The organism is Roseimicrobium gellanilyticum (assembly GCF_003315205.1).
GTDB classification, from domain to species: Bacteria; Verrucomicrobiota; Verrucomicrobiia; order Verrucomicrobiales; family Verrucomicrobiaceae; genus Roseimicrobium; species Roseimicrobium gellanilyticum.
Genome location: NZ_QNRR01000012.1, coordinates 108,197 through 125,286, shown reverse-complemented (window position 1 = coordinate 125,286; position 17,090 = coordinate 108,197). Strand labels below are relative to the sequence as shown.

The 17,090-nt window shown below is 60.3% G+C and carries 11 protein-coding genes; 4 read left to right on the top strand and 7 right to left on the bottom strand.

Annotated features, from left to right (window positions below; genetic code table 11):
* Positions 1–143 precede the first annotated feature (143 nt).
* From DES53_RS25830 to DES53_RS25815, 4 genes are all read left to right on the top strand, one after another.
* Positions 144–1,112 carry a hypothetical protein gene (locus tag DES53_RS25830; RefSeq protein ID WP_113961226.1) on the top strand — a complete coding sequence of 323 codons (969 nt, stop codon included), beginning with the start codon at positions 144–146 and terminating at the stop codon, positions 1,110–1,112.
* Positions 1,113–1,123: 11 nt separating this feature from the next.
* Positions 1,124–1,675, top strand: coding sequence for an FHA domain-containing protein (locus DES53_RS25825; protein ID WP_113961225.1), 552 nt, complete (start codon positions 1,124–1,126; stop codon positions 1,673–1,675).
* Positions 1,676–1,736: 61 nt separating this feature from the next.
* Positions 1,737–2,936: a hypothetical protein gene (locus tag DES53_RS25820; RefSeq protein ID WP_113961224.1), complete on the top strand. Its 1,200-nt coding sequence runs from the start codon at positions 1,737–1,739 to the stop codon at positions 2,934–2,936.
* Between the two features lie 79 nt (positions 2,937–3,015).
* The gene (locus tag DES53_RS25815) at positions 3,016–3,549 is read left to right on the top strand and encodes a hypothetical protein (protein ID WP_113961223.1); all 534 of its coding nucleotides are present in this window, start codon (positions 3,016–3,018) and stop codon (positions 3,547–3,549) included.
* 91 nt (positions 3,550–3,640) lie between these two features.
* Here DES53_RS25815 and DES53_RS25810 read toward each other — a convergent pair whose 3' ends face one another.
* From DES53_RS25810 to DES53_RS25780, 7 genes are all read right to left on the bottom strand, one after another.
* Positions 3,641–5,809, bottom strand: a complete 2,169-nt coding sequence (locus DES53_RS25810; RefSeq protein ID WP_170157408.1) for an LVIVD repeat-containing protein — start codon at positions 5,807–5,809, stop codon at positions 3,641–3,643.
* Positions 5,810–5,840: 31 nt separating this feature from the next.
* A complete protein-coding gene (locus DES53_RS25805; RefSeq protein ID WP_170157407.1) occupies positions 5,841–6,566 on the bottom strand; it encodes an HpcH/HpaI aldolase family protein in 726 nt (241 codons plus the stop codon).
* 75 nt (positions 6,567–6,641) lie between these two features.
* Entirely contained in the window at positions 6,642–8,048 is a 1,407-nt protein-coding gene (locus DES53_RS25800) for a DUF1501 domain-containing protein (RefSeq protein ID WP_113961220.1), read from the bottom strand.
* A gap of 11 nt (positions 8,049–8,059) precedes the next feature.
* Positions 8,060–11,203, bottom strand: coding sequence for a PSD1 and planctomycete cytochrome C domain-containing protein (locus DES53_RS25795; protein ID WP_113961219.1), 3,144 nt, complete (start codon positions 11,201–11,203; stop codon positions 8,060–8,062).
* A gap of 25 nt (positions 11,204–11,228) precedes the next feature.
* Positions 11,229–12,011, bottom strand: a complete 783-nt coding sequence (locus tag DES53_RS25790) for a GntR family transcriptional regulator (RefSeq protein WP_113961218.1) — start codon at positions 12,009–12,011, stop codon at positions 11,229–11,231.
* A gap of 123 nt (positions 12,012–12,134) precedes the next feature.
* Positions 12,135–13,436 carry a DUF1501 domain-containing protein gene (locus DES53_RS25785; protein WP_113961217.1) on the bottom strand — a complete coding sequence of 434 codons (1,302 nt, stop codon included), beginning with the start codon at positions 13,434–13,436 and terminating at the stop codon, positions 12,135–12,137.
* 35 nt (positions 13,437–13,471) lie between these two features.
* Positions 13,472–16,951: a DUF1553 domain-containing protein gene (locus DES53_RS25780; protein ID WP_245958269.1), complete on the bottom strand. Its 3,480-nt coding sequence runs from the start codon at positions 16,949–16,951 to the stop codon at positions 13,472–13,474.
* Positions 16,952–17,090: the final 139 nt, after the last annotated feature.

The following is a 17,090-nucleotide window of genomic DNA, read 5'->3' as shown; positions in this document are numbered from 1 at the left end:
TTTCCCCGCTCATGCTACCACGTCGGAGGATCTTCAAGAATGACAGAGAAATCCGTTAAGGTCTCCGGAAGGCGTGCCAATTACATCTGAACCCTCCCGTCTCTTACCCCAGTCATCCCGTGAAGCCTGTCACCAGCTATACCATGTTGCGCGCCCTCGGCACCGCAGTGCCGGACGACGGTACTGACCTGCCCAAGGAAGAGCGCATCAAGAACGCTCGGGCGACTTTCTGCGCCCTCTACCGGCCCCTGATCGTCGTGGTGGGGAGCGGCACGACGGGAATGCAGCCAGATTGGGTGGAAGATTTCGCCCAGTGGATGCTGGTACAGCTTCTCTACCACGACAAAAAGCAGGACGAGCTGATGCGCAAGGTGGTAACGGACTTCTGTCCGTGCGACGAACAGGGCAACCGACGTCGCTTTGCTCCTTACCTGAGCGGCTACATTTCCAACAAGGCTCGCGATTTTGTGAAGCGTCGGCTTGAGGATGCCCACAGGAATCTCCCCCTGGACGCTCCATTTGCTCCGGACAAGTCACTTACTTTGCTTGATGTGACGCCTTGGGACGATCCTCGGGAAGACACCGAGCGGAAGGAGGTGCTGCGCCTGAGGTTATGCGCCGTCATCATCAGACGCGCCACTGGCGCCCCGGGGACACTCAAAGGAGGGAAGGAAAAACAGGCGCAACAAAACCATAATGGCCTGCGCGTTGACATGCGACTCCTCCATGCCCGAAGCATCAACACAAGCTCGGAGGAACTGGCAAGTGAGATGCGATCCACTCCCAACAGCATCGACGTGCAGCGAGCCAAGGCCCGGCGCTGGCTTGAGGCTGACCTCCGGGAGATCTCTGAAGAGGAGGCTCGTCCTCTCTGGAAAAATTGGCTGTGTAGACGTGCCATCCAGTATTTGCTTGGCCAGGGTCAATTGATTGAAGCTGACATCACCGCATTGCGAAATCGCCTCGACGCGAGGTTCCTTGATCGTCGACTGAAAGCCCGACAGCTGATCGAGGAAACCATGGGCATCATCCAAGCCGCTTGGATGGATCACCCTTTCGAGGCTGCTCTCTCTCCGGATTTTGGCTGCTTTTCGGCCCCCGCAACACCCTAACCCTTTTCAAGATGCACGACGAAAACGATCTCATTCTTGCTTCGCTGGACAGCCTGGACGATGCAAGCCTGGCCTCATTGATTGCCCACACTCGCGTAAGCGAGGACCTGCCACGACCGCCTGAGGACAAGATCTCTGAGAGGGTGATCCAGTTCGGTGCTCTGCTGGATCAGCTTGAACCGCGGCCGGCTGGCCCGGCTCTCATCTACGCCGACCATGTTTCGGGGCAGGCTAGAGTAGCTGCGATTGGAAGCTCTCTTCGGGTAGGCCGGGTGGCCCGAGGCCTCTCGGAGCAACCCACGAATGAATCGGACCTTGCTTTCCCGCACTTCATGGGGATGAGCGCCATCCATTTTTCCGTTACTTGTGACAAAGACTGCTGTCGTATCATCAGCTACGGGCGCAATGGAACATTTGTGAACGGAGAGCTTCAACCAAGAATAGAACCTGGTGCTCCGGCTATCGGTCGTGAACTCCACGTCGCAGACGTCATTACCGCCAGCATCGGAGGCTGGAAGTTCTACTTTTACCAAAACGTTGAAGAATGGATGGATGAGCCATGAAGAGCGTCGTGAAGGGCAATCTCCATGATATTGAGATAACCATCAGCAGAGGACACAAGCCATGAATTCGTCTGAGTACAACGCAAAACATCAAATGAAAGAGCCGAATGGCTGTCTGCAATTTGCTATCCTTCTTAGCCTGCCTTTGAGCGTGTTGGTGATTCTTGCGGTCTTGGTGGTGCCCGGATGCCGTCGGGAGACGGCGCGGGAAGAGGCTGAGAGCAATGCCCGAAAAGACGAGATTCAGAAGCTAATGGACAAAGCCAGGATCTCAAACCAGATGCGAGAGAGTTTAGGCCTCGGAACAAGCATGACGCCTTCGGAGAAGAAGCCAGGAGGCAGCAAAGCCGCTGAGGACTTCCGCAAGGCGTTGGGACCAACTCTGGAAGAACGGGAACGGCAAGAATTGCTGAATAGCGAGGTTTCTGTGTCTGAAGTTACAGAGTTCTTCAGAACTTGGGAAAATGAGTTGGGAAAAGGAATAGAGGCGCAAAAGGCTTGGCAGCAGTGCTCAAGCCAAGCTAGAGCAAACGGTATGTTGCGAGAAATGAGGCAACGCGATTTGGCCGGCGCCTTCATCATTCTGATCGACCAATCCCTCCGCTCAGGCGAAGAAGTGGACCTAACTCCGCAGGCATCTGAAGTTTTCGGCCAGGAGCTGCGCCCCCCGGAAATCATGATGCTTACGGCCCTTAAGGCTCTTGCGGCACTTGAAAGTGGGTTCAAAAATCTGGAACTGGAAAGGGCCGATGTGGCATTTGTCAAAATTTCCAAGAGCCTCAACATCTGGGAGAGAGCGCTAAGAATGGCTGCTGAAGACCAAAGTTCCTACACCTCCTACAGCCTCAGCAAGCCCTACTACAGACTTCCCCCCGCCTCGTCCCCCTTCGACCCAAAGGACGCCAAAGCATTCTACCAAGACCAGTTTAAATCTTACCAGGCACACCTTCAACACTACAATGCCGCTGCTTCTAAGTTCAAGGAGTCGGGTCAAAAGAGCAGGATGATCGAGGCCAAAACTGCTGCCGAGGAAGTTTTTCGAGTTCTCGCCCGACCTCTCCTCACCTGGAGAGCCAGTGATGACCGTAAGATTCAGGCTAAGTTCATCAAGCTGGAGGGCGAAGCCGTTGTGATCGAGAAAGAGGACGGCAAGCAGTACATGGTGCCATTTTCCAACCTCGCGCCCGCAAGTGTGGCGATGGGAAGGAGACTGGAGTATGTCTCGTCATCGACTCGGACGGCAAGAGTGCCTTCTCAATAGGTCCATTTCCAACTCTCGCGGTTAGTTGGACCATTCGAATCAGCGCTTGTCTAAGAATTTCCCAATTCAGCTGTGCGGCATGAAAACGGTTCTACTCTTTTTGATTCTGGCTGTGCTCAATTGCTATTGCGCCTGGGCATACGAGACAGCTGACATCGACACCATTAAGCAGCAGATTGTCGGGACATGGTTGAGCGATGCGATGACCAATACCTGCGAACGTTCAGACAAAAGAAAGAGCCCATCTAGTGCTTCGCAGATCCGTGTGACTTACAATCCTGATGGCACTTTCATTGGCCACAACATTGTCAAGCAGGACGGCAAATTCGAGAGAAATGCTGAATTCAAAGGAACGTATTGCCTCGTGTTTGCAGATTTTGAAGGTCCCGAGGTTCCTGCTCTATTTACGAAGGTTGAGGAGGTGACATATAGGAGTCAATCTTTTGAACTTGACGAAAGGACGCTGGAAATGATCGTCATGGATAAACCCGCAACCGGAACGAAAGCGCCGAAGCATATGATTGTCAGCTTGTGGCGCCGGCCCGGATCGCTCAATCCCTGTCCGTGGGGAGAGGTGACCTATTCGTATTGGGCGCGTGAGGACTCCAAGTGAAGGACTAGGTCGAGTCTGAATACCGTTGGCCAAGCCTGTGGCATTTATCGGTGCTCCAAAAACGGTTGCTTCGCATTCGGCTCGACCGCCGTTACTTTTCCAGCAACAAGCCCGAGTAACCACCGGGCAGCAGCACACGGCCCTTCCAGAACGCGGGCGCGTATGGGTTGCTGTGAAGCCTGTGGTGCTTGAGCAGCTTGGGATGGGATTTGTCCGAGAAGTCGTAGATGCGGATATTCTTGTGAGTACGATTGAGTACGGCCAGCTTGCCGGTGCCGGGGTCGTAGTTAGGCAGGCCGTCCCAATCGGTTTTGGGGAACATGGCCTTGCTGATGGGGGAGTCGTCCGGTGCGTCCTGCGGCAGCGTGTCCTGGCCGGGGAATTTGAGGCGTTCCAGTTTGGTGGTGGCGACGGGCTTCTCGGGATCAAAGAAGGCGTAGCCGCCGCCGCGCATTGTGAGAAACACATCACCCATGGCGGCGATGGATCCCGTCTGGGAGCAGAGGGGAAAGCCGTCGTGCCAGACCTTTTTCGCGGAGTTGTCGGCGAGGTCGAAGAGCATGAGTCCACCCACGTGGCGGGTCAGGGCGAAGTAGCGTTGTTTCACCAGTGCCTGTCCACCGTAGCTGCCGTAGAGCAGTTGACTCCCGGCTTCGCTGAGGATGATTTTGGGTTCCTTGGGATTGCTGAAATCGACGAAGTTGATCCGGGAGCCGGCACAGGTGGCGGCCACGATTTCCGTGCTGTCAAAGGCCCAGAGAAATTGGGCGAAATTCAGCCCCTTCTCCAGCACGTTGAGCCGGCCTATCTCCACGACTTCGGTGGGTGACTTGATCTGGTAGACACCGATACCATTCTGGCCTTCGGCGACGTAGAGGCGGTTGCCGGAACGTTTCACATCGGCGGCGTAGTCGATGTCGATTTGGCCGACTTCAGTGATGCCGTCGTCGCTGAGTCGATGAATCTTGACACCGTCCCAGACATTCGCGGTGTAGGCGATGTCACCGTGCACGGCGACGGCTCGGACGGGGTTGCTTGCCGCGGGCCCGGAGGAGATGAAGCCCTCCTCCTGGCCGAGGTACGGTTTGGCGGGCAGTTGCGGCGGAGGTCCTTTATCGATGGGATCGAGCTTCGCTTTGCCGGGGAATTCGGCGAGATAGATGCCCGTATAGTTGCCGGAGATGTAGAGCACGCCATCGCCCACGGCGATGGAGGAAACCGGGTCGCCTTGGGCGATGGCCGGATCCATGATTTGTGCATAGGGAACACCGATTTTCGGATTCTCCGGGTCGGCCTTCGGGAGCACGAGGTTGCCGAGGATTCTTGGATTTTTCAGATCGGCGATGTCCAGCAGGAAGAGGCCGTTGATGGTGTCCGAGGCGAAGCAGTAATTTGCGGAGAGACGAGGCGTCCAGTAGTCGCAGGGGCCGAAGTAGTAGCGGGGGAAGGAAACCCGGGACAGCTTTACGGGCTTGAGCGGATCGGAAATGTCGAAGATGTCGAGGCCATGTCCGGCTCCGTGGCGGTCCTCTTCAGGGCCACTTTTTTTGTGCTGACCGGTGGAGGCGAAGAGGGTATTCCCACGGACAGCGAGGCCGTCGCCGTAGCCGTCGAGATGGATGCGAGCGCGAGCCATCGGGGCACTGGGATCGGCGACATCGATCACGGTGACTTCGCCGCCTGCCCAGTCGCCGCTGAGGAGCCACCCGTTGGCGTAGCAGACCGACTGGGACTCGTCCGTCGGAAGGGTGGAGAGGTTCTTCATCCTCGCGGGGTCGGAAACGTCCACGCATTGGATGCCATAGACACGGTTGCCGATGAAGGCGACGTTGCCAGCCACGTCGAGTCCGGTGGACATTTCCGCAGCGTCGAAGTTGGAGAGGATCCTGGGATGGGATTCGTCAGAGACATCGACGGCCCAAAGCCCGCACTGGCGTGAAGTTAGAAAGGCGGTTTTGCCACGGACGCGCAGCTGGCGGACGTTCCCCATGCCGCCAATGTGACCGAGCTTCTTCGGGTGTTTGGCGTTGTCGATGTTGTAGATGGAGAGGCCGTTGTCTTCCAGGGTGTAGAGCCTGCCACCGACAATTTCCAAGGCCAAGGTGCCTGCAGTTCCAGGGATTTTGCGGAATGGAATAGGCAGGCCATATTCGGGCTGCGGGTGGGCGTTGATGATGATCTTGCCGTCAGCGGCGGGGACGTTTCCTGGATGCGCAAGCAGGGCGAACAGCAAAAGCTTTGCAGCACGTCGCGGGGACATCGAAAGACTCATGAGTTCATCTGACGCTGCTTCACTTCCAAGGCGACAGGACCCGGAGGTAACTGTCTCGCAAAAAGGTAATGTCGGTCTCCACGGCGGGATGGGTGAAGCCCAGTTCGTGGTAGGAGCTGATATCCTCGGTTTGCTTCAGCAAGATACCGCAGGCCTTGCCCGCGAGCTTTGAGGCGGTGGCGACTTCACGGAGGCAGGCGACGTAGTCGAGGGTGGCGTGCTCCGGATATGCCTTGAGGTTCAATTGCAAATCCATGGGGCCGACAAAGAGAACGTCCACGCCCTCCACGGCAGCGATGGCGCGGGCGTTTTTCACCGCTTCGATGGTTTCAATCTGAGCGAAGAAATGCGGCGTGGCGGGTTCCTTCTCGAGTCCGTAGCGGTAGGCGCGCACCATTCCTGCCAGGCCGCGATCGCCACGCGGGGGATAGTGCATGGCACGCACGCAGGCCTCGGCTTTTTCTGCGGTGGAGACCATCGGCACCATGATGCCTGCCGCACCCCAGTCGAGGGCACGTGCGATGAGGTCGGGCTGCGCTGTAGGCACGCGGACGATGGCGGCGGCGCGGCGGATGACTTGGAGTTGCGGCAGCACGGTCATGTCAGTGCCGCAGCCATGTTCGAGGTCGATGAGCAACCAGTCGAAGCCGCAGGCGTCGGCGAGCTCAGCAACGATGGAGGAGCCGGTTTGCAGCCAGGTGCCAAACTGAAGGGGACGTTGGCTGGGAGGAGTGGTGTCGGACATGATAAAAAACGGTGCAACTTGTGCACTGAGGAAGCGGTGTATCATTTCCCGCCGAAGAATCCGGCGGGTCCTTACTCAGGCACTGAGCAGGCGGGTGTAGGGGTGCCCTTCGTTCTGGTCGATGCGCTCGGGGCGGCCTTTGTAGGAGTAGATGAGTTGGGTATGGTCGAGGCCAAGCAGATAGAGGATCGTCGCGTGGAGATCGTGGACGTGGAGGCGGTCTTCCTCGGCATAGAGGCCGAGTTCGTCAGTCGAGCCGTAGGTCCGGCCGCCTTGCACACCACCGCCGGCCATCCACATGGTGAAGCCTGTGGGATTGTGATCGCGTCCGTCGCCCTTCTCGCTCATCGGAGTGCGGCCAAATTCACCGCCCCAAATGACGAGGGTTTCTTCGAGCATGCCGCGCGATTTGAGATCGGTGAGGAGACCGGCGATAGGTTTGTCCACGGAGTGGCATAGCTTGGAATGATTGGTTTCGATGCCGGAGTGGCTGTCCCACTTGCTGCCAGCACCGCTGTAGAGCTGTACAAAGCGCACACCGCTTTCGACGAGCCGGCGGGCGAGCAGGCAATTCCGGCCGAAGGTGGCGGTGGCCTTGTCATCCATGCCATAGAGCTGGCGGGTGGCCTTGCTCTCCTGGCGGAGGTCGACGGCACCGGGTGCCTCAGCCTGCATCTGGTAGGCGAGTTCGAAGCCCTTGATACGGGCATCCAGCTCAGTGTTACTGGCGCGGCTGGCATTGAAGTCACGGTTCAAGGCACCGAGAAAGTCGAGCTTGTCGCGCTGGCGCTGGCGATCGACCCCTTCGGGATTGTCGAGGAACTTGATCGGCGTACCTTCGGAACTGAATTCGACGCCCTGATACACCGCGGGCATGAAACCGCTTCCCCAGTTGCGCACGCCGTTCACCACGGAGGATTCGCTGTCTTTGATGACGACAAAGGCCGGCAGATTTTGATTTTCCGTGCCGAGTCCGTACGAAGCCCAGGCTCCGAGCGAAGGGCGTCCGCCGAAAAGCGCGCCGGTGTTCATCGAGCAGACACCACCCGCGTGGTTGATGCCACTGGAGGCGCAGGAGCGGATGACGGCGAGATCGTCGGCGTGCCGTGCGACTTCGCTGAACCAGTCGGAGATCCACAGACCGCCTTGGCCGTACTGCTTCCAGGTGCGCTGGCACGCCAGCAGCGGCGATTTCCCTTCGCCTGCGGCCGTGAGCGGGGGCTTGAAGCTGGAGGGTAGCGATTGCCCAGCGAGTTGGTTGAGGAGCGGCTTGTAGTCGAAAGTGTCGAGATGGCTCGGCCCGCCTTCCATAAAGAGGAAGATGACGCTCTTCGCTTTGACAGCGCGACGCGGCAGCTTCAGGGGTGCGGCCTGCGCTGTGTTGCCGAGGAGTGCGGCCAGGGCGACTGCCCCGAAGCCGCCTCCGGCACTTTGTAGAAAGTCGCGGCGCGAATGGGGGTGATCATAGCGATGGCAGGGCATGGCGTGGTGGCTCAGTGGAGGTAGAAAAACTCGTTCGAGGTCAGCAGCATTTGGCAGAGATCATTCATCGCTTGCCGGGCGGGGTCGTTGGCGTCGGAAGAAGGCGCATCTGAACCGCTCCAGGCGAAGGCCGCGCCCGGTGGATCGGTGGAGCGCCAGAGGACGATGCCCGTTTTCCACTGGGCGGGGTCGGCTTGGAGGTGGTCGTCGGAGAGGCGGCCAGGGACAATACGGAGGGCCTCGATCTGGCCATCCCATTGCCGAGGTGGCAGGCGCTTGCTCATGCCGCCGAGCACCACCGGTGCAGCTCCCTCGCTGAGCTTCGCGAGGCTCTCCATCGACACAGTGGCAGATTGCAGAGTGGCGCCGGGCGTGTCGAGATCACGCAGCGTAAACTCAAGCGTGCGACGCGCGGGGGCAAACCGGACGGCGAGGTAATAGCGGCGGCCGAGTTCAAGCCGCAGGTTCGAAACCAGCACCTGATAGCCGAGGTTTGCATTGTCATCCTCGCCGACTACTTGCACCAGGATGTTGCGTGGCTGGTAGCGCGATTTGGTGCCGGTGACGTTGATGCTCCAGCCAAAGGATTCCTGGCTGTCCTTGCCACCATTCCAATGGGCGACCAGCGTGCGTGGCTCGGCGTTTGAGTCGATCGTGTCGAGACGCGTGATGGCCTCGACGGTGAATTCATCGCCTTCCTTTTCGCTGGTTGTCACCACCAATCGTTCGCGCGCGCTGTTGATTCTGAATTCTCCTCCAGCTGGTCCATTCGCGGTGGGGTCAAGGTCCGCCAGGGGAGTTGCGCCCGCCCGCTTTTTGAGAAAATCCTCCGCCTGTGTGCGTTCCCGCTCCGTCGGTGGGCGACCCAGCACCGCGAGCCACGCTTCGTCTGGAGTTCGCACTTGGGAGGCGAGCTTGCGCGCGCGGCCGAGCACCCACTCGCCATTGAGCAATTGCAGGGCCTGTGTCGGTGTGGTGGTGCTTTGACGTTCGGAGGCACTGGCAAACCCCGCCGGCATGTCGAGTGCACGGAGCAGCTCATTCGGGCTGTTGCGTTTTTTGCGGGTGTAAATCGAGCGTCGCGTGCCATTCCCATCTGCGGCAGGACCACCGGCAGTCAGATCGATTTCGCCGCTCACCGCCAGCAGTGCGTCACGCACCTCTTCCGCATCGAGGCGACGTGGTGGGAAGCGCCAGAGAAAACGATTCAAAGGATCGACCTTCACAGCCGCCTCGTCAGGCTCGCGCCGCGCTGTCTGGCGATAGGTGGCCGAAAGCAGAATTTCACGGTGCAGTGCCTTGAAGCGCCAGCCGCCCGCGATGAACTGTCGCGTGAGTGCATCGAGCAGTTCCGGATGCGTCGGCAGCTCGCCCAGCTTGCCAAAATCGCTCGCTGTGGCGACGATGCCGCGTCCGAAATGATACTGCCACACACGATTCACAATCACGCGCGTTGAGAGCGGATTGTCCGGGCGCGTGATCCAATCTGCGAGCGCTTTGCGACGTCCGGTGGAGGTCGCCGTCGGGATGATCTGGGGCGCTTTTGGATCCACGATGTTGACGAATCCCGGTTCGATTATCTGTTCTCCCTGGCGTGTCTGCAGTCGTGTGACTGGTGCGACAGCATCGGCATCCGTGGCCACGAATGCCTCCGGCAATGCTTTTGGTCGGAGGTGATCGAGTTTCTTCAGTTCCTCCTGCAGCACCTTGTATTCCGATTTGGCCTCGTCGGACGTGAGGTCCTTTGCCGGATTGAATTCGCCGCGTGCGTAGGTCAACTGGCGCTCGCAAAGCCCGGCGAGTTGCTTCTCCAGCGCGTCACGCTGTCCGGCAGGTTTGCGGGTCATCGCCTGCAGATCCTCGGAGAAACTGGCGCGCCAGCGCTCCACTCGTATATCGATGGCGGTTTTCGTCAGCGCTTCGATCCGCGTGCGGATCGCCGTTGTGGCCTCTTCCCAGGCGGCTTGCCTTTTCGCAAACTCATGCTTCTCCGTCGGCGTTGCCAGCTTCAGGTCATCGCGCCAATGCACCGGCTCGAAGAAGGCGCGCAGGCGGTAGTAGTCCTTTTGCAGGATGGGATCGAACTTGTGGTTGTGGCAGCGCGCGCAGCCCATGCTCAGTCCAAGGAAGAGCTCACCTGTAGTATCCGTGAGGTCAGTGAGAATGAGATCCCACTGGCCGCGTATATCGCGCAGGTTGTATTCATACACCGGGTGCCGGAGGAAGGCGGTGGCGATGAGCACGTCTGGATCGTCCGGCGCCATCTCATCGCCTGCGAGCTGCTCACGGACAAACTGATCATAAGGCTTGTCCTCGTTCAGCGAACGGATGACGTAATCGCGATATGGCCAGGCGGCGGGACGATAAGCATCCTGATTGTAGCCATCGCTCTCCGCGTAGCGCACGAGGTCGAGCCAGTGCTGACCCCAGCGTTCGCCATAGCGCGGGCTGGCGAGCATTTCGTCGATGAGCTTTTCGTACGCCCGCGGCTGTTGGTCATTCACAAAATCGGTGATCTGCCTTTGCGTTGGCGGCAGGCCGTGGAGATCGAAATACACACGGCGCACCAATTCGCGCCGGTCCGCTTCCGGAGCTGGCGTGAGTCCCTGCGCGGCCAGCTTTTCCGCAATGAACCGGTCAATGTCATTGCGCGCCCAGCTCCCGTCCACCGATGGTGGTGAAACCACGGCCAGCGGCTGGAAGGCCCAGTAGCCGCGTTGCTCCTCAGTGAATCCGCCCACAGGCGCCGCGATCTGCTTCGCGCCGTCATTGGGCCACGGCGCGCCCATCAGGATCCACTTTTCGAGGATGGCGACTTCCGCCTCGGGCATCTTTCCGCCTTTGTTCTTTGGCGGCATCTGGAAGTCTTCGCTCGTATAGCGTATTGCCTCGATCAGCGCAGATTTTTCCGGGGCACCTGGCACCAGCGCCGGACCGGTGTCACCACCCACCTTGAGGTAGTCGAGGTGATCCACACGCAGGCCACCTTTTTGCTTCTTCTCGCTATGGCAGTCGAAGCACCGGTTCACCAGAATAGGCCGCACTTCCTTTTCAAAGAAGGCCACTGCAGCTCGCGATGCATCATCGGCCGCCAACGCCGGCAGGGCCGCGCAAGCCAGCGGGAGAAGGAGAGCGGGGAGACGCAACCTGTTCATTTTTTGCGAGGATGCTGCTCCCGTTTCAGCGCAGATTTTTCCCCTTCGAGCCCGCGCGAGTGCGTACCCCGGACGCTCCCTCACTGGACTTGCGCCAGTCTCGCGGCTCCGTCGCGCCGGTGAAGGCCGGGAACTGGTAGAGGTTGTCCACCGTGCCGGGTACGGTCCACTCCAGTGTGCTCGTGATGTGCCAGGCCATGGCGCTCGCCGCGATCCCGGGCTCACGCGCGGCCAGTGCGGCCAGTACCTTGCGATGCCCTTCGATGGCGAAGCGGTGCAGTTCTGACGCCTGCTTCCCTTGCAAGCGGTCGACTGAGGCCAGCGCCATCTCGAATTGCCAGCGGATGTTCTGCCAGAGCGCCGCCAGCCGTTCATTGCCGCTGCACTGCATGATGTACTCATGCATCGCCACATCCAGTTTTCGGAATTCCGTGATGCCCGCTGCCTTCTCCTGCGCAATGAGGTTTTTCTCAATCCAGCGTGAGTGTTCGCCGCTCCAGCGGATCGCTGCCAGCCGCGCACCCATCGACTCCAGCGCCACACGCGCTTCGATGATCTCTGCGATGTCCTTTTCCTCCATTGTGCGGACGCGCGTCCGGCCCGTGGGTTCAAACTGCACCAAACCCGCGCGCTCCAATTCGATCATTGCCTCACGCACCGGCCCGCGGCTCACGCCGAAACGTCGCGCCAGCACCGGCTCGGCGAGTGCCTCTCCAGGCTTGCAAGCACCGGAGATGATGTCGGCTCGGAGGCGGGAGAGGATCTCAGCGGCTAGATTACGGCGGGGTGGGGAAGACCTTTGAGGCATGGTCGATCAAAAGGGTTGCTGCAGTGGTGGAGTAGTGGGTGAAAAGTGTCAACACTTTAGTGTAAGTGAGCCCATAGTGTCGACACAATTTTGTGCGCTGGAGGCACGCTGAAATTCAGCCCATCAGGCAAAGAGTGCCGCAATTGGCCGACCTTCCTCGGTGATTGGGATCGGGCGTGAGCCATCCATCAGCGAGCGCCGCGGATCGATGCCCAGCGCGACGTGAATGGTGGCGTGAAAATCCGGAATCGACACCGGGTTTTCCACAATCTGCTTCGCAAGTTCATCGGTCACGCCATACACGCCGCGGTGCCGCAGGCCTCCGCCAGCAAGCACCATGCTGAAGGCCGTGCCCTGGTGGCCACGCCCCCCGCGCCCATCGAACTCGGCCGGACGTCCGAACTCGGTGGCGATGACGACGAGCGTACGATCGAGCAGCTTTTTCTCCTCCAGATCGACAAGCAGTGCCGAGACCGCTGTGTCCAGATCACGGATGAGCGTGTGCTGGTTGATCTGGCCCTCATTGTGGGTGTCCCAGCCGGTGCCGTTGATGAAGTTCAAATTATGCGAGACCTCGATGAAGCGCACCCCGGCCTGAACGAGCCGCCGGGCGAGCAGGCAGCGCTGACCGAACTCTCCACCGTATTGCTCTCGCAGTGCCGAAGGCTCCTCGGCGAGCTTGAAGTGCCGCATGAAGCCCGGCCCGGCGAGCCGCAAGGCTTCGCGTTGGGCCTGCTCGTACTCTCCCGCCATGGTGCCTGCGGGCGCCTGCTCCAGCAGCGGTTTCAGCAAGGCCTGACGCCGAGCTGCGCGATCCAGGTTCACCCACTCAGGGCGCGCAAATCCCGATGGCCCGGATTCCGTATCGAGGAGATAGACATAGCCGTGGCGCGCACCGAGGAATCCCGGCCCGCGGCTGGGATTCGGCAGGCCCATGAGCATGTAGGCAGGTACGCTGGGATCAATGGCGCCACGCTGCTGCGCGACCACGGAGCCGATGGCTGGATAGAGGGTGCTGCCGCTGATCATGCGTCCAGTGTGGACGAGATTGGTGGCAAACGCGTGCTCGTCCACAACATGATGATGCACCGAGCGCAATACGGTCATCCGCTCGGCGAGTCGTGCGAGCTTGGGCAGATGCTCGGTAAATTGCGCACCTGGCACCGCGGTGTCGATGGCCGCATAGTCCGAGCCTGCGATTCGTGGAGAGGCCTTGGGATTGCCGCGACGCTTGGGGTCGAAGGTGTCGATCTGCGACATGCCGCCCCCGAGCCAGATGAAGATGCAATGCTCAGCCTTGCCCAAGGGCAGCGGTGCAGGCTCAGCAGCGCTCGTCACGTGCGGGAAGAGCGGCGCGGCAGCGAGAGCGGCGGTACGCCGAAGGAAAGAGCGGCGAGTGTGCTGAAGAGCGGAGGAAGTGCGCATGGGCGAATTCGGCAGTGGCGGAGGTGTAAGTGGCGCTAGGGAGCGGTGACCCAGGTGGGCGCATTGATCAGCGCCCACAGCACATCCTCGAAACGTTCACGCCAGTCGGCATCCAGCCGGGCCGTAGGTGTGTCGCCATGCCGCGCCCGTTCAGCTTGCTCCTCGCGCAGGACATTGGCCGCAGGATCCACGTGATTGGACCAACTGATATATCTCGGTCGCTCGCGGGGAGCAGCCTTGAGCGCAGGAAGCTTCTCCACGGGGATTGCGCGCTCATTGTACCCCTGGCTGAGCAGCGAGACGTAGAGCTCGCGCTCTGCCGCCGAGGGAGCGCGGGTGAGCAACCGAAGAAATAGCCGGTCCACGAGTGCTTCGACAGGCTGATCTTCCAGGACCACCTGCACCAGTGCATGATCATCACTGAGCCGGGTAAGCCAACCACCGACGATCCCATTCGAGAGGATAGCGGGCTGAAGCACATTCGGCGATGTCTCTCGGCGGCTCACAGGGTCCACCCGTGTACCGCGCCAGCCAAAGGCTTCCATGACATCTGCCACAGCCTGGATGCGCGGCAGCATGAGACTTGGGCGGTCGCGTTCGTTGGAAGTGGATGCGAGCATCCAGGCCCGGCGTGGCTGGCCGAGCACAATTGATTCCGCAGAGCTGCGGTCGCCATCGAGGTCGAGGCTCATTTCCTCCAGCGCAAAGGGTTTGCCTGAGGCGGCGAAGAGCGCATCGACAATCTGTTCCGCAGCCAGTCGACGTGGCGCAGGCGAGACGAAGAGCGGCTCCTGCGCAGGAAGCGCGGCATCCACCTGGCGCTGGTAGGCATGCGAATTGAGGATGAGCCGCTGAATGGCCCGGGCGCTATAGCCGGAACGCACAAACTCCCGGCCCAGCCACGCGAGCAGCTCGGGATGCGAAGGCTGCCCTTTCTCCCAATCCTCCACGGGTTCTACCAGCCCGCGTCCCATGAGCTGCTGCCAGAAACGATTCACGATCACCTGCGCGAAGCGCGTATTCTGAGGTGCCGTGATCAGTGTGGCGAGCCGCTCACGCGAATCTCCGGATGGAGGCGTCAGTGTGGCCACCGTGGCTTCGGAGCTGAACTGTCCAAGCGGCCACTTCGGCTCCACGATGCTGCCGGGAGCGAGCGTGATCTCGATGAGCGGCTTTCGCCCGCCCTGGTGAATGCGATCCAGCGGCACACTGCTCGTCGCGGGCAGCTTGATCGGCTTCTTCGCCAGCATCGCTGCCATCTCGAAAAGGTCCTGCTGCCGGCTGAGGTTCGCTGGTGAATCGTGGCAACGCGCGCACTTCATCTCCACACCGAGAAAGGCACTGCTGACGATCATCGCCTTTTGCGCCATCGGCACATCATTTTGCGCGGCGATACCGAAGCCTGCGGGTCCGCCAAAGAGCACGCTGCCTTGCATGCGGATCAGCTCGGTCACGAAAAGATCCATCGGCTTGTCGTCGCGTAGCGACTCATAGATCCACCAGCGGAACGGGCCCGTGTTGTTCAGCGTGGGATTGAGAATGTTCGGATTCTCCGCGAGCACATCCTGCCAGTAACCCATCCAGCGATCCGCCCAGCGCGGGTCCGCGAGCAGGCGTTCGATCACTTTGGCGCGCCGGTCTGTCGACGAGTCTGCAAGGAATGCGCGAATCTCCTCCTCACCCGGCACCACGCCCACCGTGTCGAGCGTCACGCGCCTGAGAAAGGTGAGGTCGTCTGTGAGAGGTGTCATCTTCAACGTCGAGACGCGCAGGTCCGGCCAATGCGCGCCCTCAGCGATCCAGCGTTCGAGGGTGGACAGCTCTGCGCGATTGAGCGGTTCGCCTTTGCCCTTGGGCGGCATGATTTCATCCGGGTCTGCGGTCGTGCGGAGGAAGAGCGAACTCTCTGCCGGCTTGCCAGGGACAATTGCGGCCCCGTCGGATTCTCCGCCCTGGAGCGCTGCCTCGCGAGTATCGAGCCGCAGCCCGCTCTTCACCTTGCCGCCTTGATGACAGCCGTAGCATTTCGCTTCGAGGATGGGCTGCACGTCGCGGTAAAAATCCACACCATCCTTCGGCGTCGCCGAGTGATCCTGCGCGATGTCGGCGATGCGTGCCGCGAGGAAGTGGTCGATGGCGTTATTGGCAGGAAAACCAGAGGGCAGCTCCGGTATGGGCACTTCGGGTGTTGAGGCCAGCCACTGCGCAGCTGCCTTGCGCCGGGTGCTCCAGTAGGCTGAGCCCTCTTGACGGCACGCGGCACGGGCTTCCGCATTCACCTGCGCAAAGTGCGCGCTCCGTTCCGCAGCGTAAGTCGTCCAGCCAGCGTCCGTGTATGGCACCTGGCGATTGCCGGGCGAGAGCAGCGACCAGGCGGTAGAACCTTCAGGAGAAATCGCAACCACGGTCTCACCTAACTCGGGCCGATAGCGGCGCGCCTGGGTGCCTCCTCCAACGACTGTCTCCAGGACCACCAGATGCTCCTCACCATCTCCGACGAAAGTCCCCGTCGCTTCCCGATTGCCCGGAGGCGCGAAGCGAAAATCGGGGCCGAGATCCAAATACTGACTCTGCTCCGTGAGCAGCGCGAAACCACCTTTTCCCCGTGTCGGGAAAGGTGTCTGCAACACTGGCTGCCCATCGATGAACAACCTCGAAGCGCCGCGCCCGCGTAGTAGCAGGCGATTGGTTCCCTTTGGCAGCCGCACCAGTGCTGAAGCCCTCAGCAGGAAGGCCACGGAGCGATCACCGCGCACACCAGTCGCGACATAACGCTGCGGTAATTCGGAAAAGCCGAAGACCTCCTCGAGATACGACTCCGTCGCTGTCGGAGTTTCCACAGGCCACATGGCATTTTCCGGCACTCCCTTTTCACACAGTTCCACACGCACGCGCTCTGCAGGCAGCTTGCTGCGGTCGATCTCCGGCGCTGGAGCCGGCGCCACTGCGAAATGCGTTTTCAGCGTTGCGGCTGATAGCGCCGTGCGATGAATGGCGACTTCGTCGAGCCAGCCATCCAAAGTTTCCGCCGGACCCCGTGAGTAGCCGGTGCCGATAACAGTCAGATCACCATCGCTCACTGGCCCGCGATCCGTCGCGCCGCCGAGATCCCACGTGCCCTTCACCAATGCGCCATCGATGTAACCGCGCAGGCTATCCCTTTGGCCAAAGACATAGGTCAGTGCGACATGGTGCCAGCCTGTGTCGATCTGGAAGCCATCCGTACTCCACCAGCGGTGCCAGCTCAGTGGCTGTCCATCCGTCGCTCCCGCCGTGAATAGAAAACCGATTGCCCCCCGACCGTTCACCCCCTTCAGCCGCAGTGCGTAGTTTTGGTTGTTGTCGCCAAATTCCTTCGATCCATTGCGCCCCTTGCCTACGAGATAGATCATCTGACCTTCACGAATCGACCGCACCTTCACCCATGCCTCAAGGGTGATCGCGTCTCCCTTCTTGAACCTCAGCCCTGGCGCATCCGGCACCAGCAGCGCCGCATCCTTCCCCGCCAATTCCATAGCCTGATTGGTCGTCGGAAATTTTGGATAACTTGGCCCGTGCGGTCCCGGAACTACGCAAACTCCTTTTCCCTGCCACGTCCCGGAAACCTCCTGCCCATCGAAATTCCACCGAGTCCCCACCAACTCCGCTTCTGCG